The organism is Myxococcus sp. RHSTA-1-4 (assembly GCF_020037125.1).
Classification (GTDB): Bacteria; Myxococcota; Myxococcia; order Myxococcales; family Myxococcaceae; genus Myxococcus.
The window spans coordinates 547,787-571,629 of the sequence record NZ_JAIQDG010000001.1 but is presented as its reverse complement, the minus strand read 5'-3'; the positions used below and the strand labels follow the sequence as shown (position 1 = coordinate 571,629).

Below are 23,843 nucleotides of genomic sequence, written 5' to 3'. Positions count from 1 at the left end.
CGCTTTCGAGAGGACACGACACCATGGACCGCAGGGAATTCATGCAGCTGGGGGCACTGGCCGGGGGCACGCTGCTCGCCCGCCACGCTCTCGCCGAGGGGCAGCCTCATCCCGCGCCGCTCGCGCCCGTCACCGCGCGCGCTGAAAAGCCGCGCATCATCGCTCCGGGAGGGCAGGTGGCCGTCACCACGCCCAACGGCTCCACGCTGCCGTGGAAGAACGTGGGTGGCGTGAAGGTGGGCCACCTGGTGGCGATGCCGGTGAAGCACACCTTCGCTCCCGGGCTGGAGGTGGAGGCGTGGGGCTACAACGGCTCGACGCCGGGCCCCACCATCGAGGCGGTGGAGGGGGACCGGGTCCGCATCTACGTCACCAACCGGCTGCCCGAGCCCACCACCGTGCACTGGCATGGGCTCATCGTCCCCAACGGCATGGACGGCGTGTCCGGGCTCAACCAGCGCCCCATTCCTCCGGGGGAGACCTTCGTCTACGAGCTCACGCTGAACCGGCCGGGCACGTACATGTATCACCCCCACTACGACGAGATGACGCAGATGGCGCTCGGGATGATGGGGATGTTCATCGTCCACCCGAAGCGCCCGCGCGGCCCGCGCGTGGACCGAGACTTCGCGCTGATGACGCACGAGTGGAAGGTGCTGCCGGGCATGCGCCGGCCGGACCCCAGCGCGATGAGTGACTTCAACGTCCTCACGTTCAACTCCAAGGCCTTCCCGGCCACCGCGCCGCTCGTCATCGGGCGTGGGGAGCGGGTGCGCATCCGCCTGGGCAACCTGTCCGCGATGGACCACCACCCCATCCACCTGCACGGCCTGTCGTTCGAGATGACGGCCACGGACGGGGGCTACGTCCCCGAGTCCGCGCGCTACCCGGAGACGACGGTGCTGGTGCCGGTGGGCAGCACGCGTGTCATCGAGTTCGTCGCGGACGAGCCCGGCGACTGGGCCATGCACTGCCACATGACGCACCACGTGATGAACCAGATGGGCCACGCGGCCCCGGTGACACTGGGGGCCGACGCGCGGGCCATCGACCGGCGGGTGCAGTCGCTGGTGCCGGGCTACATGACGATGGGGCACCAGGGCATGGGCGGCATGGAGGAGATGGGAATGCCAATGCCCGCCAACAGCATTCCCATGGTGGGCGGCAAGGGGCCCTTCGGCTCCATCGACATGGGCGGCATGTTCACCCTGCTCAAGGTGCGGGAGAACCCGGAGACGGAGGACGGGAGCGGCTGGTACGTGCACCCCCGTGGCACCGTGGCCGACAAGGCCGACCCGTCGCGGCTGGCCGCGGACGGCATCGACGTGGACGCTCGCTTCGGCTGAGGGCACCGCGCTTCATCCGCCTCGGGCACCCGAGGCCTTCCCCACCTGGCTCACGCGGCGGGCCTCCGTCTCCACGGAGGCTGTCTCGTGCCGGGTGGGGTTTCGCGTTTTGTACGCCATGCTCCAGGGGCCAACGGCGAAAAGCGGAACGAGGTGACCGCCCGTCCCCGGGATGTCCGGAGCGGAGGGCCACCTCGTTCCGCGAGGTGCGGTCGTCTCGGGGCTCAGCCACTGGCCGAGGAGGGGACTCACGCCGCGGCGGAGGACGGGTACCCGGCGTCCCGCAGCGCTTCAATCATCTCGCCGACGTCCGGCGTGCCGGAGTCATGGCGCACGATGACGCGGCCGCTGGCGAGCTGGACATCCACCTCCTTCACGCCCTCCACCTTGCGCAGCGCGCTGTTGACGTGGCGGATGCACGAGCCGCAGGTCATTCCCTCGACGTTCAGTACGACTTCCTGATTCTTCGCCATGGTGTCGCTCCTCGTCTGCCCGGCGTTCATCGCCGGCTCGCGAAGGGAAACGCGGCACCGCGCGCGCTCTTACTGGCCCCTGACGTTCATCCGCGGCGGCCACCGCCGGGTGAGCCCGGGTCGGCGGTGGACGGGGCGTTCACGTCGATGCCGTCCCGGCGCAGTTCGTCCGTGCCCGCCGCCTCCGCGAGCGTGCCGGGTGGGTTGTCGTACCAGCCCGGGTCCTCGTAGCTCTCCAGCCGCTCGCGCACCTTGAGCACGGTGAACATGCCGCCCATGGTGATGGAGTCGTGCTTGCCGCGGGCTCCGAGCATGGGAATGGAGTTGGCGGGCACGGCCATCCCCATGTCCGCCATCTCGGCCATGCCCGTCTGGCCCATGGTCATGTAGCCCGGCAGCAGCGTGCGCACCTTCGCGTCCAGCCCGCCCGGCTTCACGCCAATCATGTTGGGAAACTCGTGGCCCATCTGGTTCATCAGGTGGTGCGTCATGTGGCAGTGCATGGCCCAGTCGCCGGGCTCGTCCGCGACGAACTCGATGGTGCGCGTGCTGCCCACCGGCACCAGCACCGTCGTCTCCGGCCACTGCGCGGCCTCGGCGATGCGGCCTCCGTCCGTCTCGGTGATGCGGAACTGGTAGCCGTGCAGGTGGATGGGGTGGTGGTCCGTCGCGGACAGGTTGCCCAGGCGGATGCGCACCCGCTCGCCCTTGCGCACCACGAGCGGCTCCGTGCCAGGGAACGCCTTCGCGTTCATGGTGAGCACGTTGAAGTCCGTCATCTCGTTGGGGTTGGGCCGGCGGGTGCCGGCGTCGATGCGCCACTCGTGCAGGAGGATGGCGAAGTCGCGGTCGATGCGAGGGCCCACGGGCCGGCGCGGGTGGATGACGAACAGCCCCGCCATGCCGAGCGCCATCTGCGTCATCTCGTCATGGTGCGAGTGGTACATGCCCATGCCCGACTGGCGCACGGTGTACTCGTAGCGGAACGTCTCTCCCGGGGCGATGGACTTCTGGTTGAGGCCGCCCACGCCGTCCATGCCGTTGGGCAGCAGGATGCCGTGCCAGTGCACGGTGGTGGCCGCGGGCAGCCGGTTGGTGACGTAGAAACGGACCCGGTCGCCCTCCACCACCTCGATGGTGGGACCATGCACCTTGCCGTTGTAGCCCCAGCAGAAGGCCTTCAGGCCGGGCGCGAACTCGTGCTCCACCTCCTCGGCCACCAGGTGGAAGACCTTCACGCCGTCCACCACCTTCCACGGCAGCTTCGAGCCGTTGGGCACGACGACGGGCCGGTAGTCGCGGTTCGGCATCCCGGGGGGCAGCCAGTCCTGTCTCGCATGGCGCCGGCCAGTCGCCGCGGCGGAGCCCTCCCGGGGCCTGCGAGCGCCCGGGACGTCCGACTGCGCATGGGCCGTGGCGCCCCTGAGCAGCAGCGCGCCGCCCGCGAGCGTGGCGCCCGTCGTGGCCAGCATGCTCCGCCGCGTCAGGGGGCCCCCGGTGCTGTCCGCGCGCTCCTGAGTCTCGGAGGTGTCGGACGGTGAAGCACCGGGAGCCTGCCCGGCGTCAGTGTTGTCCGTGCTCATGAGGAGCCTCCGTACCGCCGTCACGGTGCTGGCCGTGTTCGGGCTGTGTCTCGGGTTGGGTGGGCTGCGTCGTCCGTCCGGGAAGCCGGCCGCCCACGAGCCGCTCCAGCTCGGCGCGCGCCATCCAGTAGTCGCGGACGGCTTCGACGTACGAGCGATACGCCTCCACCTGCTCCCGCTTGGCGGCGAGCAGCTGGTAGAGGCCAATCTGCATGCCGTTGTACTGGAGCTGCGACTGATCCACGACCTTCTCGCGCAGGGGGAGGACGACGCGCCGGTAGCGCTCGGCCACCATGCGGAGCGACAGCAGCCGGGCCCGCGCGGCGCGGACCTCCGAGCGGGCGTTGACGGACAGCTCCGTGAGCCGCCGCTCGCCCTGGCGGTGCTGGGACTCCAGCCGGGCGATGAGGGCCTGGCGCTGGTCGAAGATGGGCAGCTCCAGCGACAGGGTGGGGCCGAAGAGGCGCGGGCCGTCCGCGTCCTTGTGCGTGTGGACGCCCACCTCGACGCGCCCGAAGTAGCGCGTGCTCCGCGCCAGCTCCAGTGCGTTCCACAGGAGCGAGGCCTGCTTCCGGGCCGCGTCGATGTCCAGCCGCTGCCGGATGGCGAGCGACTCCAGCCGCTCCAGTGGCAACTCCTGCTCGGGCAGCGAGGGGAGGCGCTCCGAGACGGTCCACTGCGTGCGAGGGCCCCAGAGGCCCAGCAGCCGGTTGAGGTGCTCCCGGTCCTCCACCAGCGTCAGCTCCTCCTGTGCCAGCACGAGCCGAGCCTCCTCGGCGGCGGCCTGCTCGGCGGCCAGCTCCAGCTCGGTGATGTTGCCCGCTTCGTACTGGCGGGCCGCCAGCTCGGACGTGGCCTCCGCCGCGTGCAGCACCATGCGGCGCAGCTCCACGAGTTGCTGGCGCGCCTGCACCTCGCTGAAGGTCTTGCGCACCTCGGCCGCGGTGGCGAGCGCCTCGTGCGCGACACGCAGCGTGTCGGCCACGAACTGCTCCTGGGCCACGCGCTTGCGCAGCGGCAGCGTGAAGAGGTCCACGAACTCCTGCACCAGGGAGAACTCGTGCTCGATGCCGCCGATTCCGGAGATGGGGAAGCCGATGCTGCCGCTGAAGGTCGGATTGCTGATGAGCCCCGCCTGCACCATGTCGGCCTGTGAGACACCCAGGTCCTCGTACGTGGACTGGAGCGAGGGGTTGTTGAGCAGCGCCACCTCCACCGCGCGGTCCGAGGTGAGGTCGCCCGCGAGGAGTGTGTCGAGGTGACGCGCCACCTCGGCGTCCTCGGGCGTCCCCTGGTTCCAGCGCGTCTTGCGGCCCAGCCGCTTCTCGACGAGCGACGCCACCTCGGAGTGGCCGAGGTCCTTCTGGATGGTGGCACAGCCGCTCGCGAGCAGTGCGATGCAGACAGGGGCGGCTGCTCTCATGGATGCGCTCCCTGGCCGTGGCCATGATGTTCATGTCCGGACGGAGCGGGCCGGGGCTGTCCCGCGTCCGCGGGGCCTCCGGGCCGGGGTTGCTCCGGCACCAGCTTCATTCCGCAAATGGGGCAGGTGCCGGGCGTTTCGGACCGCACCTCCGGGTGCATGGGGCACGTGTAGACAGTGGCGGTGCCAGCGTCCCGCGCGGGGGGCTGGGATGCGGAGCCATGGTGTTCATGGCCCGGAGCGGTGGTGCCCGCGTCCCGCGTGGAAGCCGGAGCCGCCGCGCCGTGACGTGCATGGCCAGCCTCGGGAGATTCGGTGGGGGACTGCGCGGAGGGAGGGGCAGCCGTGAGCGTGCCCGGCAGCGAGGCGTGCGGGGCTTCGGGCGCATCCGGATTCGACGGGTCCAGTGTGGCGGGTGGCCTCTTCGGCTCGGCGGAGGCGCAGGCCGCGAGCACGAGGAGGCTCGCGAGAGCGCAGAAGGTTCGGTGCATGACGGACCTCGGGGGTGGCGGGCCATGCCGGCCGCCAGAAGCACACTTCGGTGAGCAAGCCATGTGCCGGGCCGCCCGTGCGTGCTCACGGGCAACTCCCTCGCGGGACGCGCGGTGGATGAACACTTCATGTAACCGATGCCGTCACACTGTGACGTGCCGGTGCGCGGGCGGTGTTCACCACCCCATGTTGCGTGCTCCCTCCGGCTCGCCCCTCCACCAGGACCGGGAGCGTCCCACTTCATTGACAATAAGCAAGCGCTTGCTTATTTATCGGGCATCGACGTTCCAGCCCACTCCCACGGCGCCCACTCATGCGGATGCTCGGTCTCGCCCTGAAGATGCTGCTCGACGCACCCTCCAAGAGCCTGGGGACGCTCGCGGGCGTGGTCGTGTCCGTGTTCCTCATGTCCCAGCAGCTCTCCATCCTGCTGGGCATCCTGGGACTCGTCTCCGCCTTCGCGGATGGGACGGACGCGGACCTCTGGGTCGCCTCGGCGGCCACGGAGAACACGGAGCTCACCGGCTCGCTGCCCGCGACGCGGGTGTCGGAAGTCGCCAGCACTCCGGGCGTGGCCTGGGCCGCGCCCGTCATCCAGGGAATGAGCCGCATCACCCGCCCGGACGGCGTGCGCGAGCCGGTGATGGTGGTGGGCGTCGAGCCACCGCGCTACGCGGGGCTGGCCCGGACGCTGGTGGATGGCACCCGTCGCGAGGAGCTGCGTGGCACCGCGCGAGTCTTCCTCTCCTGGACGGCCCGGCCCGTCTTCGCCTTCCCGCCCCGGGGCGAGCGGCTCGAAATCGACGGGAAGACGGCCTTCGTGGCCGGTTACTTCGACAAGCTCGACCCGCACAGCTCGTACTCCTACGTCTTCGCGAACCTCGACGACGCGCGCGCGTACACCGGGTTTCCCCAGGACCGCGTCACCTTCGTGGCCGCGGGCGTCGCCCCGGGCGAGGACGCCATCGCCGTGCGCCAGCGCCTCCAGGCCCGCCTTCCGGACGCGCTCGCCGTCACGCGTGATGAATTGAGCGCCATGGAGGTCCGCCACTTCCTCCGGCGCACGCCGGTGGGAATGGTGTTCGGCATGGGGACGATGGTGGCCGCGTTCATCGGCTCCGTCATCGTCGCGATTACGCTCTACTCCTCGGTCATCGACCGCCTTCGCGACTACGGCACGCTCAAGGCCCTGGGGGCCACGCGGAGGGACCTCTTCCGCCTGCTGCTGGCGCAGGCGTGGCTGTTCTTCGCCGTGGGCTGCACGGTGGGGCTCCTGGCCTTCTTCTTCGTGAAGGCGCACGCCACGCAGGCGCCCATGCTGGCTCCGCCGTGGATGCTCGCAAGCGTCGTGGCGGCGTCCTTCCTCTCCTGCACGCTCGCATCACTGGCGGCGGTGCGCCGGGCGCTCGCCATCGACCCCGCCATCGTCTTCCGGGGCTGACACCATGCACACGTCTTCTTCCCAGGTGGTCCTCGAAGGCCGCGGTGTCGGCCGGGTGTTCGGCACGGGGGCGCTCGCCGTGCGGGCCCTCCATCCCACGGACATCCAGGTGCGCCGTGGCGAGGTGCTCGTCGTCATGGGCCCGTCCGGGAGCGGCAAGACGACGCTGCTGAGCCTCCTCGGGCTCGTCCTCTCGCCGACGGAGGGCGAGGTGGTGCTCGACGGGCAGGTGGTGTCGGAAGGCAACCCCGACGCGCTGGCGCTCCTGCGGAGGGACCGCGTGGGCTTCGTGTTCCAGCAGTTCAACCTCATGCCGGGGCTGAGCGCGCTCGACAACGTGGCGCTCCCGCTGCTCCTGCGGGGGACACCGGCCCGGGAGCGGACGGCGCGCGCTCGTGAGGCGCTGGCCCGCGTGGGGCTGTCAGACCGCGAGGCGGCGAAGCCCCGGCTCCTGTCAGGAGGCCAGCAGCAGCGTGTGGCCATTGCCCGCGCGCTGGTCACCGATGCGCCCGTCATCTTGTGCGACGAGCCCACGGCCTCGCTGGATGGGGCGACGGGCCGGGTCGTCCTGAACACGTTGAAGGCGCTCGCCACGGACCTGGGGCGTGCCGTCGTGGTCGTCACCCATGACGAGCGGGTGCTCTCCATCGCGGACCGGCTCGTCGAGGTCGTCGATGGGCGCGTCCACGAGAAGGCGAGCCCCGTCGTACGGGAGGTACACGCATGAAGCGGCAGCGTCGTCTGGGAGTCATGGCATCGGTGGTACTCGGCGTGGGGCTGTCGGGCTGCCACGGGCCTCCGGCCGTCGAGCGCAAGAGCTCGGTGACGGGGACCTCGGGCGCTGGAGTCCTGCCCATCGACAGTCTCCGTGTGGTGGCCCCCGGCATCGTCGAGCCCTGGGGTGGGGCCGTGGAACTGGCCGCGCAGGAGTCCGGGCGCGTGGCGGAGGTGCTGGTCGGCGAGGGACAGGCCGTCACCGAGGGGCAGGTGCTCGCGCGGCTCGATGATGAGGCCCAGCGGCACGCCATCTCCCTGGCGCGGGCCGAGGTCGCCGAGGCCGTGGCCGTGGCCGAGCGCTACCAGCATGGCGCCACCGTCGAGGAGCGGGCCCAGGCCCGGGCCGAGCACGAGGCCGCCGTGTCGCGGGCGAGGCAGGCCGTGGCGGATGCGGAGCGGGCCCGCCGGCTGCGGGAGGCCGGCACGCTGCCCACCGCCGACGCGGAGCGGGCCACCGCCGAGTCCCGGGCCCTCGAGGCGGCGGCGCTCGCGGCCGAGGCGCGGCTCCAGGCCATCGAGCGGGGACCCCGGCGGGAGGACCGGAGGGTGGCGCAGGAGCGGCTGCAGGCGGCGCGTGCGAGGCTGCGCCAGGCCGAAGCGGCGCTGGCGCGGCGTCAGGTCCTCTCGCCGCTTACCGGCACGGTGCTGTGGGGGCGCTTCCAGCCGGGCGAGCTCTACACCCAGGGCGCGCAGGCCCTGTTCGTGCTGGGCGACACCACCCGGATGCAGGTGCGGCTGGAGGTGGATGAAATCGACGCGCCCCGGGTGGAGGTGGGCATGCCCTGCGCGCTCTACACGGATGGCGGTGCACGGCTGGCGGAGGGACGGGTGGTGCGGCTCGCGCCCTTGTTGGGACGTCGCGGGCTGGCCACGGAGACGCCGACGACTCGCGCGGACGTCCGCATCCGCGAGGTCTTCGTGGAGGTTCAAGGCACGGCGCCGCTGGTTCCGGGACAGCGGGTGTGGGGGCACACGGGGAACACGGAGCCGGTGGCGGCGCCAGCGCGGGGCTGAGCATTCCCGGGCCTTGCCGCGCTTCCTCCCCGGGCCCATGCTCGGAAGGGAGGGCGGAGACAGACCGCCCGAGGGATGCCAGGGAGCGGACGTGGGCCGGACGAAGACGATTGATGACGCAGCCATCCTCCGCATCGCGGAGCGGCTCTTCCGGGAGAAGGGCCATGCGGTGTCCACGCGGACGGTGGCCCAGGAGGTGGGCATCTCCGAGGCCGTGCTGTACCAGCGCTTCGGCTCCAAGGACGACCTCTTCCTCGCGGCGATGACGCCGCCCCCGGTCGACGTGGAGAAGTTGTTGGGAAGTCCCTCCCCCGAGGACATGAAGGCCCACCTGGAGGAGGTCGCGACGCGGGTGGCGGAGTACTTCGTGGAGCTGCTTCCGACGCTCCTCCACGTCATCACCCATCCCTCGCTGGACCGGCCCACGCTGGTGAAGTGGCACCGGGGACTGCCCTTCATGCGGCTCCTGGAGGAGTTCACCGCGCGGATGACACGGTGGCGCGAGGAGGGACGCATCTCGCAGGTGGAGCCGGCCGCCGCGGCCCAGAACTTCCTGGCGGCGGTGCACAGCATCGCCATGTTCGAGACGCTGAACGGCCTGCCGCGCCGGGAGGGACGGAAGGCCCGCATCCAGTCCCTCGTGGACGTCATGTGGAGCGGCTTCGAGCCGCGTCCGGCGCGACCCACTCCAGGCAGGCACGGCCGGTAGCGCTCGAGCCGGAGCCGGGTCCGCGACGCGCTGGACTGCCTCCGACTGGTTCTGCAACGGCCTGACGACGGGCTCCGGCGCCTGCGAGGGCAACTTCGCCAGGTGGAGCTACCACACGGTGCAGTTCCGCGATGACGGCGAGGACTACGGCCACGGCGCCAACGGCAACTGGGAGGGCCTCGCGAAGTAGCCCCCAAACGCCGAGTGCCTGGACGCCGCTGACACGGCAATCCAGGCACTCTGTCCGTGGCCGTCACCCGGGCCCGGACCCGGCGCTCGTCAGGACAGCGGCGGCTGAGCGGCGGCGACGGTGGTCTTCAGCTCCTTGCGCACCGCCTCGCCGACGCGCTCGCGGACCACGTCCGCCACGCGCTCGCGGATCTCCTCGCCGATGCGCTCGCGGACGGCGGACACGATGCTCTCGGTGTCGACCTGGCCGGCGCCCTGCGGGAAGCCCATGCCCGGCTGGGCGCCCATCCCCATCGGGACACCCATCCCCATCGGGAAGCCCATGCCCGGCTGGAAGCCCATGCCGCCGCCCATCGTCCCGCCCAGCGCCTCGCGAATCGACTCGGTCAGCCGCTCCCGGAGCACCTCGTTCAGGTGCTCACGCAGGGTGATGGAGAGCCGCTCGTGGAGGGCATCGACCAGGCGCCCGCGGAGGGCGTCGGCGATGCGCTCGGGGTTGAACTGGCCGCCGCCCTGCGGCTGGAAGCCCTGCGGCTGGAAGCCCTGCGGCTGGAAGCCCATGGACCGCGCGCTCACCACGCCGCGCAGCTCCTCTCCCAGCCGCTCCCGCAGCGTTTCACGGACGCGCTCGCGCAGGCCGGCGTGGACCCGCTCCCGGATGCCTTCCACGATGCGCTCGCGGAGGGTGTCGGCGATGCGCTCGGGGTCGAACTGCGCGAAGCCCTGCATCCGCTGCTCGGAGATGACGGTGCGCAGTCCCTCCGTCAGCCGCTCCCGCAGCGCCTCGCGGACGCGCTCACGCACGACGGTGTGGAGCCGCTCGTGCAAGGTGTCGGCGAGCCGGACGCGGAGCACCTCCGCGATGCGCTCGGGGTCGAACTGGCCGGCGCCCTGCTGGGGCCCCGCGAGCCGCTCGCCCACCGCGCCGCGCAGCCCCTCCGCCAGCCGCTCCCGCAGCACCTCGCGGATGCGCTCGCGCACGACGGTGTGGAGACGGCTCCAGAGCACATCCTCGAGGCGGCCGCGGACCCTCTCCGCGATGCGCTCGGGGTCGAACTGCCCGTAGCCCTGCTGCAGGGTCATCCAGTTCTCGACCAGGGCGGTGCGCAGCGTCTCCGCCAGCCGGTCCCTGAGCACCTCGCGCGCGCGCTCCTGCACCCCGGTGCTGATGCGCTCACGGAGGGCATCCGCCAGGCGGTTGTGGATGGCGTCGGTAATGCGCTCCGTGTCGAACTGGGGGCCAAACTGGGGGGCATTGCCCTGCTGCATGCCCGCCCCGCGCTCGCTCACCGCGCTGCGCACCGCCTCGCCCACACGCTCACGGATTTCATTGCCGAGGCGCTCCTCGAGAGTCGGCACGACGCGCTCGCGAACAGCGTCGGTGATGCGGGCCTTGAGGGCCTCGCCGTACATCTGCTGCTCCTGCATGGGGATCTGCTCCTGGCTCATTGAGCTGCCTCGCTCGGGGGCTGCGGGGTGCGGCGGCAAGTGAGGAAATCCCGTTTGCCGCGGCGTGGAGAGATAGGGCGAGCGCCCGGTGCCGTATACGTGTCCCCGGGTATGAGCTTTGTGTCGACGAGGGGACCGCGCATGGGCCCCCCGGAGCGATGGTGCGACTCTCCGTGCTCAGGGGGCCGCGCGCCGCATCGCCAGCCGCCGCCTCACGCGCTCCCGCAGCCCATGGACGAAGGCATAGAACGTGGGCAGCACCAGCAGGGTGAACAGGGTGGACGTGACGAGCCCGCCCACCATCACCACGGCGAGGGGCCGCTCCACCTCGGTGCCGTGCAGCGGCAGCACCAGCAGGGGCAGCAGGCCGAGGATGGCCGTGCACGCCGTCATCAGCTTGGGCCGCACCCGGCCGATGCTCGCCTCGCGCAGGGCCTCGGCGAAGGGCTTGCCGCGCTCCATGAGGAGCTTCGTCTGCGCCACCAGTACCAGCCCGTTCTGCACGGCGATGCCGAACAGCCCGATGAGTCCCACCAGGCTGGACACGTTCCACGTCTCCCCGGCGATGAGCAGCGCGAGGATGCCGCCCACGAACGCATCCGGCAGGGTCGCGACGATGACCAGCGCCTCCGACAGGGAGCCCAGCGCGAGGTAGAGCAGGATGACCACCGCGAGGATGGCCACCGCGATGGCGGCCATCAGCGACCGCGCGGCGCGCTCCTGGCTCTCCACCTTGCCGCCCACGTCCAGGAAGTAGCCGGTGGGCAGCTTCAGGTCCGCGGCCAGCCGCTCGCGCACCTCGGCCGCGGTGCTCCCCAGGTCCCTCCCGGAGACGCCGGCCTCCACGGCGATGCGGCGGCTGCCCGCCTCGCGGCGGATGCTGCCCGCGCCGAAGGTCTCCTCGATGTCCGCGAGCTGGCTCAGCGGAATGCGGGTGCCGTCATGCCCATCCACCAGGAGGTTGCGGATGGCGTTGGCATCTCCCCGGCGGTGGTCCGCCAGCCGCAGCACCAGGTCATGGCGCCGCTGGCCCTTCCACACCTGGGACGACTCCTGTCCCACCAGTCCCACGCGCACCGCGCGGATGACGTCACCGGGTGTCAGGCCCACGCGGGCCACGGCGGCGCGATTCACGGTGATGCGCAGCTGGGGCAGCCCGCTCAGCTTCTCCGCGCGCAGGTCCTCCACACCCTCCACCTTCGCCATGATGGCGCGGGCCCGCTCGGCCAGCCCGGCGAGCACCTCCAGGTCCGGGCCGAAGATGCGCACGGAGAGGTCCGCGGGGCTCCCGCCCAGTCCCTCGTCGATGCGCATGCCCAGGGGCGTGGTGAACAGCGCGGACACGCCGGGCACCTTCGCCACGGCCTCGCGCATGTCCGCCTCCAGTCGCTCCAGCGAGCGTCCCCGCTCCGGCTTGAGCACGACGAGCACGTCGGAGAGCGTGTGCGGCATCGGGTCCTCGGTGCGCTCGGCGCGGCCCGTGCGGCGCACCACGTCGTCCACCTCGGGGAACTCGAGCAGCACGTCCTCCACGAGGTGGTTGAGCCGGTCCACCTCCTCCAGTGACGCCTCCGGAGGCAGCACCGTCTGGAGCAGCAGCGCGCCCTCGTCCAGCCGGGGCATGAAGTCGCTGCCCACGGCGAAGGCCAACCCCAGCGCCGGCACCGTGACGGCGAGCGCCACCAACCGCACCCGTCCCGCCCTGCGCATGCAGGACTCCAGGAGCGGCGCGTAGACGGCCTTCACCTTGCGCACGAGCCACACGTCCTCCGGCGCGTCCTGCCGGGGCGCTCGGAGGAAGAGGCCGGAGGCCACCGGCACCAGCGTGAGGGCCAGCCCCAGCGACGCGGTGAGGCACGCCACCACGGCCGCCGCCAGCGGCTGGTACATGCGCCCCTCGATGCCCGTCATCGCGAACAGGGGAATGAAGACGGACACCACGATGAGGGTGGCGAAGGCGATGGGCCGGCCCACCTCCAGCGACGCGGCGAGCGCCTCCTCGCGCCGGGGTCTCCGTCCCGCGCCCTCGCGCAAATCGTGGACGATGTTCTCCGTGACGATGATGGCCGCGTCCACCAGCAGGCCCACGGCGATGGCCAGCCCGCCCAGCGTCATGGTGTTGATGCCGATGCCCGTGGCCTTCAGCAGCACGCCCGCCAGTGCCAGCGACAGGGGCAGGGTGAGCGTGACGATGAGCGCCGCGCGCCAGTCCCCCAGCAGCCCGAAGAGGACGAGCACCACCAGGAAGGCCCCGAGCAGGATGGCCCGGCTCACGCCACCCAGCGCGGAGTCCACCAGCTGTGACTGGTCATACACGACGCGCAGGTGCACGCCCGGGGGCAGTCCCTGCTGGAGCTCGGTGAGGGCGGCGCGCACGCCCGCGGCCACCTGCTGCGTGTCCGCGCCGAACTGCTTGATGACCCGGCAGCTCACCACCTCGCCCTTCAGCCGGTGGGCGATGCCGCGGCGGAGCGCGGGGGCCTCGCGGATGTCGGCGACGTCCCCGAGCAGCACGGGCGTGCCGCCGCGCAGGGCCACCACGGTGCCGCTCAGGTCCTCCACCGTCTGCGCCCGGCCCACGGCGCGCACCGTCCACTCCATGGGCCCCTGCACCACGAAGCCGCCGGAGGCGTTGAGGTTGGCGCCCTCCAGCGCGTGCTCCACCGCGTCCAGGCTGATGCCGCGCGCCACCATCTGGTCCGGGTCGAGCTGCACCTGGAACTGCCGCAGGTAGCCGCCCAGCCGCTCCACGCCCGCGACACCGGGGACGGCGAGCAGTCGGTTCTTCACCTCGAACTCGGCCAAATCCCTCAGCGCCATCAGGTCCGCCGCGCCGGGCTCCGCCTCCAGGGTGAACTCGAAGACCTCGTTGAGCCGGCCGGTGAGGCTGGAGACGAGCGGCGCGTCGGTGCCGGGAGGCAGCTCGCCCTGCGCCTGGGCCACGCGCTCCGCGACGTACTGGCGGCTGCGGAAGTAGTCGGCATCCGGCTCGAACTCCACCGTCACCTGCGTCACGCCGAGCTGCGAGGTGGAGCGGATGCGGCGCACGTCCGGCAGGCCCGCGAGCGCCACCTCCAGCGGAATGGCCACGGCCGTTTCCAGCTCCTCCGCGCCCATGGCCGCGTTCTGCACGATGACGTTGAAGATGGGGGCGGACAGGTCCGGGAACACGTCGCGGCGCAGGCCCTGGAGGGCCACCGCGCCGAAGGCGGCCAGGGCCAGGGCCAGCACCACCGTGAGGCCGGGCCGGGCGAAGGACGCGCGCAGCAGGCGGTCCACCACCGAGGAAGAGGCGTCCGTCTCAGTGCGCATGGCCTTCTCCTCCGCCGCTCTGCTTCTCCACCTCCGCCTTGAGGAGGAAGGCGCCGTCCACCACCACCAGCTCTCCGGCCTTCAGGCCCGACAGCACCTCCACCTCGCCGCCGAGCGTGCGGCCCCGTCCCACGTCACGCCGCTCGAACACGCCTCGCGTGTCCGTGGGCAGGAAGGCGACCCAGCCGTCCTCCAGGCGCTGCAAGGCCGCCGCCGGGACGGTGGTGATGGCGGCGCCGGGGTCGCCCAGCGGGAAGGACGCCGACGCGGACATGCCCGGCCGCAGCAGGCCCTCGCGGTTGTCCAGCTCCAGGCGCACGGGGATGGTGCGCGAGGCCGCGTCCACCCGCTGCCCCACGTGGCCCACCTTCGCGGTGTACTCCCGGCCCGGGAAGGCGGCGAAGGTGACGCGCGCCGATGCGCCTCGCTGGATGCGCACGGCGTCGCGCTCGAAGGCGTGGACGATGAGCCACAGCGACGACAGGTCGCCGACGCGGAAGAGGGGCCGCGCCGGGTCCGCCATCTGCCCCACGTGCGCGTCGCGCTCGATGACGGTGCCGGAGAGAGGGGCGCGCAGGACGAAGCCCGGCGCACCCTGCCCACCGCGCAGCTCCTCCTCGCTGGCGCCCAGGGACGTCAGCTCCGCGCGGGCCGCGGCAACCTCCGCGTCGGCGGCGGCCGCGTCCGCTTCGGCGGCCTGCACGTCCTTCTGTGCGACGATGCGCTCCTCGGCGAGGGAGCGCTTGCGCTCGGCGGCCTGCCGCGCGGTGGCGGCGCGGGCCTGGGCCGCTTGCAGCGCCGCGCGGGCCTTGCCCAGCTCGGGGCTGCGCAGCTCGGCGAGCTTGTCTCCCTGCCTCACCTCCTGGCCGGTGGTGACGAAGACGGTGCCCACCCGGGCGGAGATGGGCGAGGCCACCTCGGCGTAGGCATTCTCACTGAACGTCAGCTCGCCCAGCACGGTGACGCTCTCACCGCCGGGACGCTGGGCCACGCGGGCGGTGGTGACGCGCAAGTCCCTCAGCATCTCGGAGGCGACGCGGACGTGGGGCTCGTCGGGGTGGCCGCCATGGGCCTCCGCGCCTTCGCCCTCCTCATGCGCGTGCGCGTCGTCGTGTCTTGGCGACTCCGGCTTGCAGGAGGGCGGGGCGGCCAGCAGGAGCAGGGCGGGCAGGAGGATGCGGGCGGGCTTCATGGAAGGGCTCCTGTCTCCACGGCGAGCTGCACGCGGGCGAGGGCGGCCTGGAGGAGGCTGTCGAGGTATGCGGTACGGGCTTCGAGGGTGTCCCGGCGGACGAGGAGGAACTCGGCGAGCCCCATCTCCCCGGCCTCGTACGACTTGAGCGCGAGCGACTCATTGTCGGCGAGCAGCGGGAGGGCCTCGCGCTCCAGCAGCTCCAGCGCTTCCTGGCGCTTGCGGTGCTGCACGCGCGCGGCCTCCACCTGGACGTCCCGCGCGCGGCGGGCGGCTTCCAGCGCCGTCTGGAGGCGCCGCACGCGGGCCTCGCCCGTCACGCGCGCCTCCTGTCCCCAGGAGAAGAGGGGCACCGGTACGCTGAGGGTGCCGAGCACGGCGGTCTCATCGACTTCGCGCTGGTAGCGCACGCCGACGCCAACGTCGGGCCACGCGCTGCGCCGGCCCAGCCGGAGGTCGGCCTCGGCCTGCGCCACCTCCGACTCCAGGGCGACGATGTCCGGGCGCTCTCCCGTCGAAGCCGCTGGCGGGCCGGCGACGGCCAGGGCTCGCAGCTCGCCGCGCACGCCGAGGGGCTGCGCGAGCCCGACGCCCAGCAGCGCGCGCAACATATAAAGGAGGGACGCCTCCTCTCCCTCCGCGCCCGCCACGTCCGCGCGGGCCCGGGCGAGCGCCACGCGCGCCACGTTGACGTCCACCACGGGCACGTCTCCCGCCTCGAAGCGCCGCTGCGTGGACTGTGCGGTGCTCACGGCGGTGGCTTCCGCCTCTCGCGCCAGCTTCGTCCGCTCCCGGGCGTGCAGGGCCCGGAGGAAGGTGGCGGCCACCTCGCCCAGCACGCGGCGCTCGGTGTCTTGCCGGGCCGCCGTCTCCCGGGCCAGCCCGGCGCGCGCGGACTCCCGGCGGGCGCCCTGCTTGCCGCCCAGCTCGAGCGGCTGGACGAGCCCCACGGCCACGTCCACGCCGCGCCTGCCCTCCGCGGTGGAGCTCGGCCCGGCCTCCAACTCGAGGGTGGGGTTGTCCCGCAGCGGGGGCGAGGCACCCGCCACGGGCCCGCGGGCTTCCGCGACACGGCCCGCGGCTTCGAGCAACGCGGGGGCTCGCTGGCGGGCCAGCACCAGGGCTTCTTCGAGCGTGAGCTCGGATGACGTTCGGGCCACGCCGGGGCGTGGCAGGAGCAGGGCGATGGCAAGCCATGGGGCCGCCATCGCGAGACGATGGGACATGGAAGGGACCTCGCGAAGCCGGCGAGCGTCAGGCGAGGGCATGCCCGGAGCGAGACAGGGGCACACCCGTCCTGGCGGACGCGTGCGGACGGAAGACGGACGGGGGCCTACGCGAGGAAGGCTATGGGGGGGTGCAGGATGTCGCCTGCGTCCGTGGAGGCCGGCTCGTCCTCTTCGTGCACGAAGAGGGGCGGTCCGGGCATGTGCGTCACGAGCGAGGGCACGGGGAGCGGCGCGGCCACGGTGCGCACGTGGCCGCAGCAGGTGCAGTCCGTGCAGTCGGGAGCGCACTGCCCGCGCTCGTCATCGTCCGGGCAGCTCTGCGTGCACACCTCACCTACCGTGCCCGACAGGACGGGCAGCAGGCGCCCCATGCTCGGGGCGAACAGCAGCAGGCTGAGGCAGAGCCAGATTCGAAGCACCGGGGGCACTCCTACCACGGTTCCGGACGGAACGCGCGGTGGGGCCTCACGGAGGGTGTGGGGCGCCGGAGGAGCGGCGGCCCTTGAAAATGGAAGGGCCGGTTCAACGCAGCGCCGGGGGGAGGCTCAGGAGATGCCCTTGCGCAGCCGGTTCCAGTCGAAGTTGGGCGCCGGGTCGTTCTTGCGGCCCTTGGGCACCGCGACGTCTGCGTGCCCGACGATGTTCTTCATGGGCACGTCGTACTTCTGCTTCAGGTAGCCGGTGAGCTGGGTGAGGGCCTTGTACTGGGCCTCGGTGAAGGGCGTCTTGCCGTCGCCCACGTTGACGATTTCGATGCCGATGGAGCGGGCGTTGATGTCGCTGGGCACACCGTGCAGCTCGCCCTTGCCCGCGTGCCACGCGCGCTTCTCGTCGCCGACGAGTTGGTAGATCTTCCCGTCGCGGTCCAGCATGTAGTGCGCGGACACCTGGCTCTTCGGGTTGCGCATCCACGCCAGGTCGCCCGCGCCGTTGTTGGACGCGGTGTGGTGCAGGACGATGGTGTCGATGTCCTTGCCACCGCGCTCGTTGTAGTTGGGCGAGGGCGCGCTGATGACGGGCGGCTTGGTGAAGGTGCCCGGCTTCGTCGGCGGAGGCTTCGCCGGCCCGTCCACGGGCGGCTTGCTCCCGCTGGAGAGCGCCTTCTTCAGCGCCGCGTGGGTCAGCTCACCGTAGTAGCCGGTGGTGGGCAGCTTCTTGTCGGCCTGGAACTTCTTCACGGCCGCTTCCGTCTTCGGGCCGAAGGTGCCGGGGCCGGTGGCCACCTGGGCCTTCGTCATGTAGCCCAGCTTCACCAGCGCGTCCTGGAGCTGCTTCACCTTGGGGCCGGTGTCACCCTTGCGCAGGCCCGCCGGGGGCGCGGTGACGGCGGCCGCGGGCGCGGCGGCGCGCGTGAGCTGTGCCGGGGCGGTGCGAGTCGTGACGGAAGGGGGAAGCCGGACACTCATGATGGGGGCCTGTCTCGGAAGGGGGGAAATCCGTCCGGATTATCCGCTCCGCCCCCGGGAAGTTGCGAGCGCGCCACGGAAGGGGCGCCAGGGCGCACCCTCCGTCATCTTCGCTCCACCGAGGGTGGCTCAGGCCGCGCCGCGCGAAGCAGGCTTCGGCCGGATGCGCTCCGTGGAGAACTTTTGCGGCCTCCCGGGCTGTTGATAGCCCGTCTACCCTGGAAGCGGACACTCGCTGTCCGGTATCTCTTGGCCTGCGCATGACTTCCAAGCCCGCCGTCATCCTCAACGTCAATGACGACGTCGCCAGCCGGTACGTGACTTCGCGCGTGCTGGGGCTGGCCGGCTTCCGCGTGGTGGAGGCCTCGTCCGGGAATGAAGCGCTCGCGCTGGCGGACGAGCTCACGGACCTGGTCATCCTCGACGTGCGGCTGCCGGACATCAGCGGGCTGGAGGTCTGCCGGCGGCTGAAGGCCGCGCCGCGCACCCAGAACGTGCTGGTGCTGCACCTGTCCGCGCAGGCCGTGGGGCCGGGCGACCGGGCGCAGGGCCTGGAGCATGGCGCGGACGGCTACCTAGTGGCCCCGGTGGACCCGCAGGAGCTGGTCGCCCAGGTGCACGCGCTCCTGCGGCTGCGCAAGGCGGAGCGCGAGGTCCAGGCGCTGTCCCGCGAGGTGGAGCATCAGCGCCGGCTGCTGGAGCTGGCCATCTCCAGCGCGGCGGAGCCCATCGCCCTCTATGACGGCGCCGGGCGCGTCATCTACGTCAACCAGGCCCTCTGCGCGGCGCGCGGCAGCCACGGTGTGCACGGCGTGGGGAAGACGCTGGCGCAGATGGCCGCCGAGGACCCCTCGATGGAGCCCTACATCCGCCTCGTGGAGGTGGCGCTGCGCACGGGCCAGGTGCAGCGGGGCGGCATCAACGTCTCCTCGGACCGGGGGCCCCGGCACTACGCCTTCGTGGTGTCACCCGCGGTGGCGCCCGACGGACGGGTGATGGCGGTGATGGCCTCCTCGCGCGACGTCACCGAGGAGCGCAGCGCGGAGGAGTTCCGCGAGCAGTTCATCGGCATGCTGGGGCATGACCTGCGCAACCCGCTCAACGCCCTGTCCATCTCCGCCCAGCAGCTCCAGCGCCGGGGCGGGCTGGACGAGCGCCAGGCCAGCCTCACCGCCCGCATCCTCACCAGCGCGGAGCGGATGGACCGGATGATTCGTCAGCTCCTGGACTTCGCGCGCGCGAGGCTGGGCGGTGGCATCCCCGTGATGCGCGCGCCGGGGGATTTGTTCGATGCCGTGCGCCGCACCGTGGAGGAGCTGCGCGCCAGCCACCCCGGGCGGGAGGTGCGGCTCGAGGTGCGGGGAGACGGCCGGGGCGACTGGGACGCGGACCGGCTGGAGCAGGCCCTGGGCAACCTGCTGGCCAACGCGCTGAAGTACAGCCCGCCGGACACCGCCGTGCACGTGCACGCCGAGGGCGGCCCTCGGGGCGCGGTGCTGCGCGTGCACAACCAGGGGGCGCCCATCCCCGCCGAGGAGCTGCCCCACGTCTTCAGCGCCTGGAGGCGGGGCAAGCGCGCCCGGCCGGAAGGGGGCTCGGGTTCGGGGCTGGGCCTGGGTCTGTACATCACCCATCAGATTGTCCGGGGGCACGGAGGCGACGTGGAGGTCGCCTCCAGCGCTCCGGGTGGCACCACGTTCACCGTGCACCTGCCGCGGTGATGACCAGCGGACGGATGCGGTGCGTCGGCCCTCGCCGCTGGACGGTGGTGTTGCCAGCTTTCGGTCATGCCGTCCGAGAAGCTCATCTTCGCCCAGTCCGTGGAAGCCCTCTTCGTGCGCGCCCTGGGGCCGCACCTCACCCGTGAAGGCCGCCAGGCCCTGAAGGCCGCGGGTCTGGACCTGTCGGAGCCGCTGCGCCCGCACTACACGGTGGAGCAGTGGCGCGGCTTCCTGCGTGTGGCCGCGCGGGACGTCTACACGGACCTGCCTGCGCACGAGGCCTGCGTCGAATTGGGCGCGCGCTACCTGCAAGGCTTCCGGCAGACCTCGGTGGGCCGGGCCAGCATGGCGCTCGTCACCCAGTTGGGGCCGCGCCGCACGCTGGAGCGGGTGCCCTACAACGTGCGGGCCGGCAACAACTTCAACGAGGTGCGCGTGGAGGAGTCCACGCAGGACTCCGCCACGCTGTGGATGAAGGACGTCATGGCGGACAACCCGTACTTCGCCGCCGGCTTCCTCGCGGAGACGCTGCGCTCCGCCGGTGCGGGGCAGGTGAAGGTGCGGCCCATCGCCTTCGACGGCACCGCCGCCACCTTCCGCCTCACGTGGGCGCGCGGCGCGGCGCGGAGCCCGCCCGCCGCGGCCGGCCATGGCGCCTGAGCTCGCGGGTGCGGAGCTTCAGCTTGGACGCTCCTACTCATCTTCCGCGAAGGGGTTCCATGCGTGCTGGCGTCCCGTCCGTACATCGGTGATACGGGCCAGCGGTGTCACGCGACCCGATAGCCGCATGGGGAGCAGGTCAACCACGATGTCCGCGAAGTCCACGGCATGAGGCTCGGGATGGCCCGTCTCCACGATGTGAGATTGGGAGAAGATGTCGCCGACTGGCTGTATTTGCTCAATCTGCCGGGGTGCGGTTGTTTCGAAGAGTACGACTGGAATGCGTGCCTGACGGAAGAGGGCCGTAATGACCGCGATTGCGCGTCGCAGCCCCTCGGGATTCCAGAAGCTGCGAAGAGAGCGCAGGTCCCCTATGAGAACCTTGCCGATGACAGGCTCGTTGCCTCGGAACCTGTCGAGGCTGTCTCGAACCATGGCGAGCAGCCGGTGGCCGCTGAGGTAGGGATTGCCAGCGCCGATGACCCACGTCCCCTCATCGTAAAATTCTTCCTCACGCCTCCTGCCCATTTGTCGCAAGAAATCAATGAAGAGAATGATGCCGGGGTAGGGATTGCCTCCAGGCTCCTCACTGCCCAACATCCCAGAGACTTGATGGACAACGTGGGCCTCGGGACCATGGACTGCGATGACGCAATCACGGATGTCTGGCCAGTCGGGCTGGCGCACTTCCGGCGCAGCCACCCAACTCTGCGGCGCTATCTCTTCCTGAAGCACCTCGAGCTTCAGGAGTCTTTCCGCCCAGGTCGCCAGGTACGCGGTGGGACGGGGAAAGAGCCGCAGTCCCGAGGGCAGGAACTCGAAGCGATGGGGCCCCGCATCGGAAGGACCGAAGCGATTCTTCGTGACGGTCACCCGGCGCTCGAAAGGTGCGGGTGAACCGGGAGAGCGGTCCTCCTCGCCACTTGCCAGCTCCAGAACCACATCCGACGTGAAGCTCCAGGTTGAGGGCCGTGAGTCGATGGCCTCTTCCAAGAGCACGAGTATCAGCCCCAGTTCCGCGGCGAGCTTGGACAGGGCATCGGCAAGCAGCCGCGGTGCCGAACCGCCAAGCCCGTACCCCTCCGAGAGCGAGTCGATGACCAGCACCCGAGGGCGGCCCCCGGCTCGGGAGACCTCATCGAGGAGGGCGTGGATGGCTGGACCGAGCCGTGTCTGCTCCTGGCCGGAAGCGCCCAGGTCCAACAAGCCGGCGAAGATGCGGCATCCGGTGTCTCCAGCAGGGGCCCCCTTCTGGAATGGGGGAATCACGACCTTCGCGCGAGCCCTTTCGAGCTGGAGGTTGGCGTACTGGGCCTGGAGCTCGACGGGGAGAAGTTCCACGCACCCGTAGGCGGCATCTCCCCCGAGCGCGAGTCCCAGCGCCGCCGCGAGCTGTGTTCCGAAAGCCGTCTTGCCGGAGCCAGGAGGGCCGCGGAGGAGCAACGTCGCGCTCGCGTTCGCCTCGGGCATGCGGCGGACGGCCCAGATGCCGCCGCCGAGCGCAAGGTCCAATCCGGGGATGTCGACCGTGATGAGCTGGGAGTTCATCGTGCCTGGATGAGGGCGCCCTGGCGGACCCTGCTTCGCGTGCGGGACAGTTCTACGTCAAGCGGCTGGGAGGCACCGGGGCCCGTTCCTTCTTCTGGACGGGAGGCGAGCCTGGCCTCGGCATCCAGGAACAGGAGCTGTTCCGTCATGCGTTTCTGCAGCTCCCCTGGGGCGGGAGGCGTTTCCATCATGGCCTGCAGCATGGCCTCCGCATGAGGCGAGCCCGCATGTTTCAGGCACGCCGCTGAGAGGTAGAGGTCATCATCGGAAAGCGCGGTTCGTGAGAGCCACCATGCCGCCTCTTCCAGGAGCTGGGGGCTCCCACCGAAGGACTGGAGCGCCGCGAGCCTCGCCTCCCGGAGGATGGACAGCCAGAGTGCATGGGCCTCCCTTTCCGGGCAGTACCAGGCCACCAGCCCGTTCAGTTGCGCGGTCCACTCCGGAGCAGGAGCGGGGCGTCCCTGGGCCAGCCACTGGATGAGCCGCGTTGGGCCGGACTCGTCCGCGGGGGCGTGGGCCGCGAGCCGCGCCGCCGCGCGCAGCTCGGTCTGGCCCAGCAGCACCACCGTGTACCCCAGGCGGGCCGGCCATGGGCCGAGGCGTGTGCCGACTCCCGGAAGAGGGCCCTCGGCATCGACTCGGAGCGGGCCGCGCTCGAGCCGGATTCGCGCGGGTCGCTCCTCGCCGGGCTCCCGCTCGGGTGCATCGCTGAAGGGGAGTATCCGCACGAGCCAGCCTTCCGCATCCACCAGGATGGCGGCCCGCCGAGCAGGCGTGTCCCCGGCATCCACCTCCCCATGAAATCCGACGACTTGGACTCCCGGAATCTCGCCTTCATGAGACAGCGTCACCGGGTACGGCTTGTTGGATGAGGGCTTGCTCATAGTCCAATCAACTCGCGAAGAACGCGGCCGGAGTCCTCGTAGAGGGTATCAGCGGAGGCATCTTTCCCCCAGGGCAGTGCCTTGATGGTGATGGAGGGGTGGGAGTCAAAACGCAACCGGCTCACCTCCAGCACGGCGGCGCGGACCCGGTCCCGGGCCAGATGCAGTGCCTGGAGCCGGACAAAAGGCACGGGTTGCTCGAAGCGTGCCTCCCACGTCCAGGCACGCCGGTCTCCGCACTGGCCCTCTCCGTAGGTGGCGCGTCCACGAGGACCGTTGTGCTGGAGGAGCGAGGGCGGACGCAGCCGGTCCGGAACCCCCGCTGCGTAGCGGTCAGCCGACGAGTCCAGGTAGCGGTCCGGCATGACGTAGCAGTGGAGGAGCCATTTCTCGAACCTGACGCGCCATCCGGAGAGAGGCATCGAGGATTTCTGCACGAACTGCCAGCGAGCCCTGAGCGTCCGGCTGACCCAGGGCTGGAGTCTCGGGTGGGGATCCTCGAGGGAGCCCGAGTCGAACGGCGCGATGGCTCCGGACTGCACGGTGTCGAGTGACGGCAGGAAATAAACGGCCGCGTCTCCAATGCTGTCGTTGCTCCGATAACAGGAGGGCCCCGCGTATGCGAAGACGTGCCCCCAGCGCAGTTGCTCGAAGTCTCCCAGGGGTTGAGCCTCACCCAGGTCCTTCCTGCTCCTGAGCCTCTGCCAGTGCAGGAAGGTGGGGAAGAGGGTCTGCGATGGAAAGTGGACGAACGGAACGGACTCCGCGATGCGCCGTGCGAGCCTGGCTGTGTCCGGAGAGATGGCCTGGCGTCGGGAAGACGTCCGCCGTTTGGCGGGAGTCTTCGTTTTCGAAGTGCGAGGACGGGCTGACCGGTTCGGACGTTTCTTGGCCACGGCCCGACTCTACCCGAAGCGGTAGCGGAGGTGTTTGGAGATATGACGTGTAGGGTAGTAAACCAGCATGACGCCGTGCTGGGTTCAGCAAGGCTCAGC

Annotated in this window: 20 protein-coding genes; 7 read left to right on the top strand and 13 right to left on the bottom strand. The window is 71.2% G+C overall.

Annotated features, from left to right (window positions below; translation table 11 throughout):
• The first annotated feature begins 23 nt into the window (after positions 1-23).
• Positions 24-1,346, top strand: coding sequence for a multicopper oxidase family protein (locus K8638_RS02350; protein WP_223752724.1), 1,323 nt, complete (start codon positions 24-26; stop codon positions 1,344-1,346).
• A gap of 248 nt (positions 1,347-1,594) precedes the next feature.
• Here the strand turns inward: K8638_RS02350 and K8638_RS02345 are convergent, their stop codons facing one another.
• The 4 genes from K8638_RS02345 to K8638_RS44475 all read right to left on the bottom strand — a co-directional run bounded on the left by K8638_RS02345 (position 1,595) and on the right by K8638_RS44475 (position 5,316).
• Positions 1,595-1,819: a heavy-metal-associated domain-containing protein gene (locus K8638_RS02345; protein WP_223752723.1), complete on the bottom strand. Its 225-nt coding sequence runs from the start codon at positions 1,817-1,819 to the stop codon at positions 1,595-1,597.
• An 86-nt stretch (positions 1,820-1,905) separates the two neighbouring features.
• The gene (locus K8638_RS02340; protein WP_370643905.1) at positions 1,906-3,306 is read right to left on the bottom strand and encodes a multicopper oxidase family protein; all 1,401 of its coding nucleotides are present in this window, start codon (positions 3,304-3,306) and stop codon (positions 1,906-1,908) included.
• A gap of 76 nt (positions 3,307-3,382) precedes the next feature.
• A complete protein-coding gene (locus K8638_RS02335; RefSeq protein WP_223752722.1) occupies positions 3,383-4,825 on the bottom strand; it encodes a TolC family protein in 1,443 nt (480 codons plus the stop codon).
• Positions 4,822-5,316: a heavy metal-binding domain-containing protein gene (locus tag K8638_RS44475; protein WP_255662324.1), complete on the bottom strand. Its 495-nt coding sequence runs from the start codon at positions 5,314-5,316 to the stop codon at positions 4,822-4,824. The genes K8638_RS02335 and K8638_RS44475 overlap by 4 nt, the downstream gene beginning before the upstream one ends.
• A 314-nt stretch (positions 5,317-5,630) precedes the next feature.
• Here K8638_RS44475 and K8638_RS02325 point away from each other — a divergent pair, with 314 nt between their 5' ends.
• The 4 genes from K8638_RS02325 (at position 5,631) to K8638_RS02300 (ending at position 9,258) form a co-directional block, all read left to right on the top strand.
• A complete protein-coding gene (locus K8638_RS02325; protein ID WP_223752721.1) occupies positions 5,631-6,758 on the top strand; it encodes an ABC transporter permease in 1,128 nt (375 codons plus the stop codon).
• A gap of 4 nt (positions 6,759-6,762) precedes the next feature.
• Complete coding sequence (locus K8638_RS02320) at positions 6,763-7,485, top strand: ABC transporter ATP-binding protein (protein WP_223752720.1); 723 nt, start codon at positions 6,763-6,765, stop codon at positions 7,483-7,485.
• Positions 7,482-8,549, top strand: a complete 1,068-nt coding sequence (locus K8638_RS44800) for an HlyD family secretion protein (protein ID WP_305071137.1) — start codon at positions 7,482-7,484, stop codon at positions 8,547-8,549. Before K8638_RS02320 ends, K8638_RS44800 begins: the two co-directional genes overlap by 4 nt.
• 91 nt (positions 8,550-8,640) lie before the next feature.
• The gene (locus K8638_RS02300; protein WP_223752718.1) at positions 8,641-9,258 is read left to right on the top strand and encodes a TetR/AcrR family transcriptional regulator; all 618 of its coding nucleotides are present in this window, start codon (positions 8,641-8,643) and stop codon (positions 9,256-9,258) included.
• Between the two features lie 279 nt (positions 9,259-9,537).
• Here K8638_RS02300 and K8638_RS02295 read toward each other — a convergent pair whose 3' ends face one another.
• From K8638_RS02295 to K8638_RS02270, 6 genes are all read right to left on the bottom strand, one after another.
• Positions 9,538-10,896 (bottom strand): hypothetical protein, encoded by a 1,359-nt coding sequence (locus K8638_RS02295; protein WP_223752717.1) that lies wholly within the window; start codon positions 10,894-10,896, stop codon positions 9,538-9,540.
• A gap of 177 nt (positions 10,897-11,073) precedes the next feature.
• Entirely contained in the window at positions 11,074-14,208 is a 3,135-nt protein-coding gene (locus tag K8638_RS02290; RefSeq protein WP_223752716.1) for an efflux RND transporter permease subunit, read from the bottom strand.
• On the bottom strand, positions 14,198-15,400 hold the full coding sequence (locus tag K8638_RS02285) for an efflux RND transporter periplasmic adaptor subunit (RefSeq protein WP_223752715.1): 1,203 nt from the start codon (positions 15,398-15,400) through the stop codon (positions 14,198-14,200). Before K8638_RS02285 ends, K8638_RS02290 begins: the two co-directional genes overlap by 11 nt.
• Complete coding sequence (locus K8638_RS02280; RefSeq protein WP_223752714.1) at positions 15,397-16,626, bottom strand: TolC family protein; 1,230 nt, start codon at positions 16,624-16,626, stop codon at positions 15,397-15,399. The genes K8638_RS02285 and K8638_RS02280 overlap by 4 nt, the downstream gene beginning before the upstream one ends.
• Before the next feature lie 107 nt (positions 16,627-16,733).
• Entirely contained in the window at positions 16,734-17,048 is a 315-nt protein-coding gene (locus K8638_RS02275) for a hypothetical protein (protein WP_223752713.1), read from the bottom strand.
• 126 nt (positions 17,049-17,174) lie between these two features.
• A complete protein-coding gene (locus tag K8638_RS02270; RefSeq protein WP_223752712.1) occupies positions 17,175-18,035 on the bottom strand; it encodes an N-acetylmuramoyl-L-alanine amidase in 861 nt (286 codons plus the stop codon).
• 260 nt (positions 18,036-18,295) lie between these two features.
• Between K8638_RS02270 and K8638_RS02265 the strand changes: the two genes are divergently transcribed.
• Both K8638_RS02265 and K8638_RS02260 read left to right on the top strand, forming a co-directional pair.
• The gene (locus tag K8638_RS02265) at positions 18,296-19,756 is read left to right on the top strand and encodes an ATP-binding protein (RefSeq protein WP_223752711.1); all 1,461 of its coding nucleotides are present in this window, start codon (positions 18,296-18,298) and stop codon (positions 19,754-19,756) included.
• A gap of 66 nt (positions 19,757-19,822) precedes the next feature.
• The gene (locus K8638_RS02260; protein WP_223752710.1) at positions 19,823-20,416 is read left to right on the top strand and encodes a DUF2378 family protein; all 594 of its coding nucleotides are present in this window, start codon (positions 19,823-19,825) and stop codon (positions 20,414-20,416) included.
• A 33-nt stretch (positions 20,417-20,449) separates the two neighbouring features.
• On the opposite strand, the gene K8638_RS02255 is transcribed toward K8638_RS02260, so the two are convergent.
• From K8638_RS02255 to K8638_RS02245, 3 genes are read right to left on the bottom strand one after another with little or no spacing between them, the layout of a single operon-like run.
• Entirely contained in the window at positions 20,450-21,964 is a 1,515-nt protein-coding gene (locus K8638_RS02255) for an AAA family ATPase (protein WP_223752709.1), read from the bottom strand.
• Positions 21,961-22,848: a hypothetical protein gene (locus K8638_RS02250; RefSeq protein ID WP_223752708.1), complete on the bottom strand. Its 888-nt coding sequence runs from the start codon at positions 22,846-22,848 to the stop codon at positions 21,961-21,963. Before K8638_RS02250 ends, K8638_RS02255 begins: the two co-directional genes overlap by 4 nt.
• Positions 22,845-23,270, bottom strand: a complete 426-nt coding sequence (locus tag K8638_RS02245; protein ID WP_223752707.1) for a hypothetical protein — start codon at positions 23,268-23,270, stop codon at positions 22,845-22,847. The genes K8638_RS02250 and K8638_RS02245 overlap by 4 nt, the downstream gene beginning before the upstream one ends.
• Between the last annotated feature and the right edge of the window lie 573 nt (positions 23,271-23,843).

Excerpts from the sequence above, each read along its gene's own strand:
- K8638_RS02350 (WP_223752724.1), top strand. The coding sequence starts at position 24 with ATGGACCGCAGGGAATTCATGCAGCTGGGGGCACTGGCCGGGGGCACG.
- K8638_RS02285 (WP_223752715.1), bottom strand. The coding sequence starts at position 15,400 with ATGAAGCCCGCCCGCATCCTCCTGCCCGCCCTGCTCCTGCTGGCCGCC.
- K8638_RS44800 (WP_305071137.1), top strand. The coding sequence starts at position 7,482 with ATGAAGCGGCAGCGTCGTCTGGGAGTCATGGCATCGGTGGTACTCGGC.
- K8638_RS02250 (WP_223752708.1), bottom strand. The coding sequence starts at position 22,848 with ATGAGCAAGCCCTCATCCAACAAGCCGTACCCGGTGACGCTGTCTCAT.
- K8638_RS02260 (WP_223752710.1), top strand. The coding sequence starts at position 19,823 with ATGCCGTCCGAGAAGCTCATCTTCGCCCAGTCCGTGGAAGCCCTCTTC.
- K8638_RS02280 (WP_223752714.1), bottom strand. The coding sequence starts at position 16,626 with ATGTCCCATCGTCTCGCGATGGCGGCCCCATGGCTTGCCATCGCCCTG.
- K8638_RS02255 (WP_223752709.1), bottom strand. The coding sequence starts at position 21,964 with ATGAACTCCCAGCTCATCACGGTCGACATCCCCGGATTGGACCTTGCG.
- K8638_RS44475 (WP_255662324.1), bottom strand. The coding sequence starts at position 5,316 with ATGCACCGAACCTTCTGCGCTCTCGCGAGCCTCCTCGTGCTCGCGGCC.
- K8638_RS02295 (WP_223752717.1), bottom strand. The coding sequence starts at position 10,896 with ATGAGCCAGGAGCAGATCCCCATGCAGGAGCAGCAGATGTACGGCGAG.
- K8638_RS02325 (WP_223752721.1), top strand. The coding sequence starts at position 5,631 with ATGCGGATGCTCGGTCTCGCCCTGAAGATGCTGCTCGACGCACCCTCC.
- K8638_RS02290 (WP_223752716.1), bottom strand. The coding sequence starts at position 14,208 with ATGCGCACTGAGACGGACGCCTCTTCCTCGGTGGTGGACCGCCTGCTG.
- K8638_RS02245 (WP_223752707.1), bottom strand. The coding sequence starts at position 23,270 with ATGCCTCTCTCCGGATGGCGCGTCAGGTTCGAGAAATGGCTCCTCCAC.
- K8638_RS02265 (WP_223752711.1), top strand. The coding sequence starts at position 18,296 with ATGACTTCCAAGCCCGCCGTCATCCTCAACGTCAATGACGACGTCGCC.
- K8638_RS02270 (WP_223752712.1), bottom strand. The coding sequence starts at position 18,035 with ATGAGTGTCCGGCTTCCCCCTTCCGTCACGACTCGCACCGCCCCGGCA.
- K8638_RS02345 (WP_223752723.1), bottom strand. The coding sequence starts at position 1,819 with ATGGCGAAGAATCAGGAAGTCGTACTGAACGTCGAGGGAATGACCTGC.
- K8638_RS02335 (WP_223752722.1), bottom strand. The coding sequence starts at position 4,825 with ATGAGAGCAGCCGCCCCTGTCTGCATCGCACTGCTCGCGAGCGGCTGT.
- K8638_RS02320 (WP_223752720.1), top strand. The coding sequence starts at position 6,763 with ATGCACACGTCTTCTTCCCAGGTGGTCCTCGAAGGCCGCGGTGTCGGC.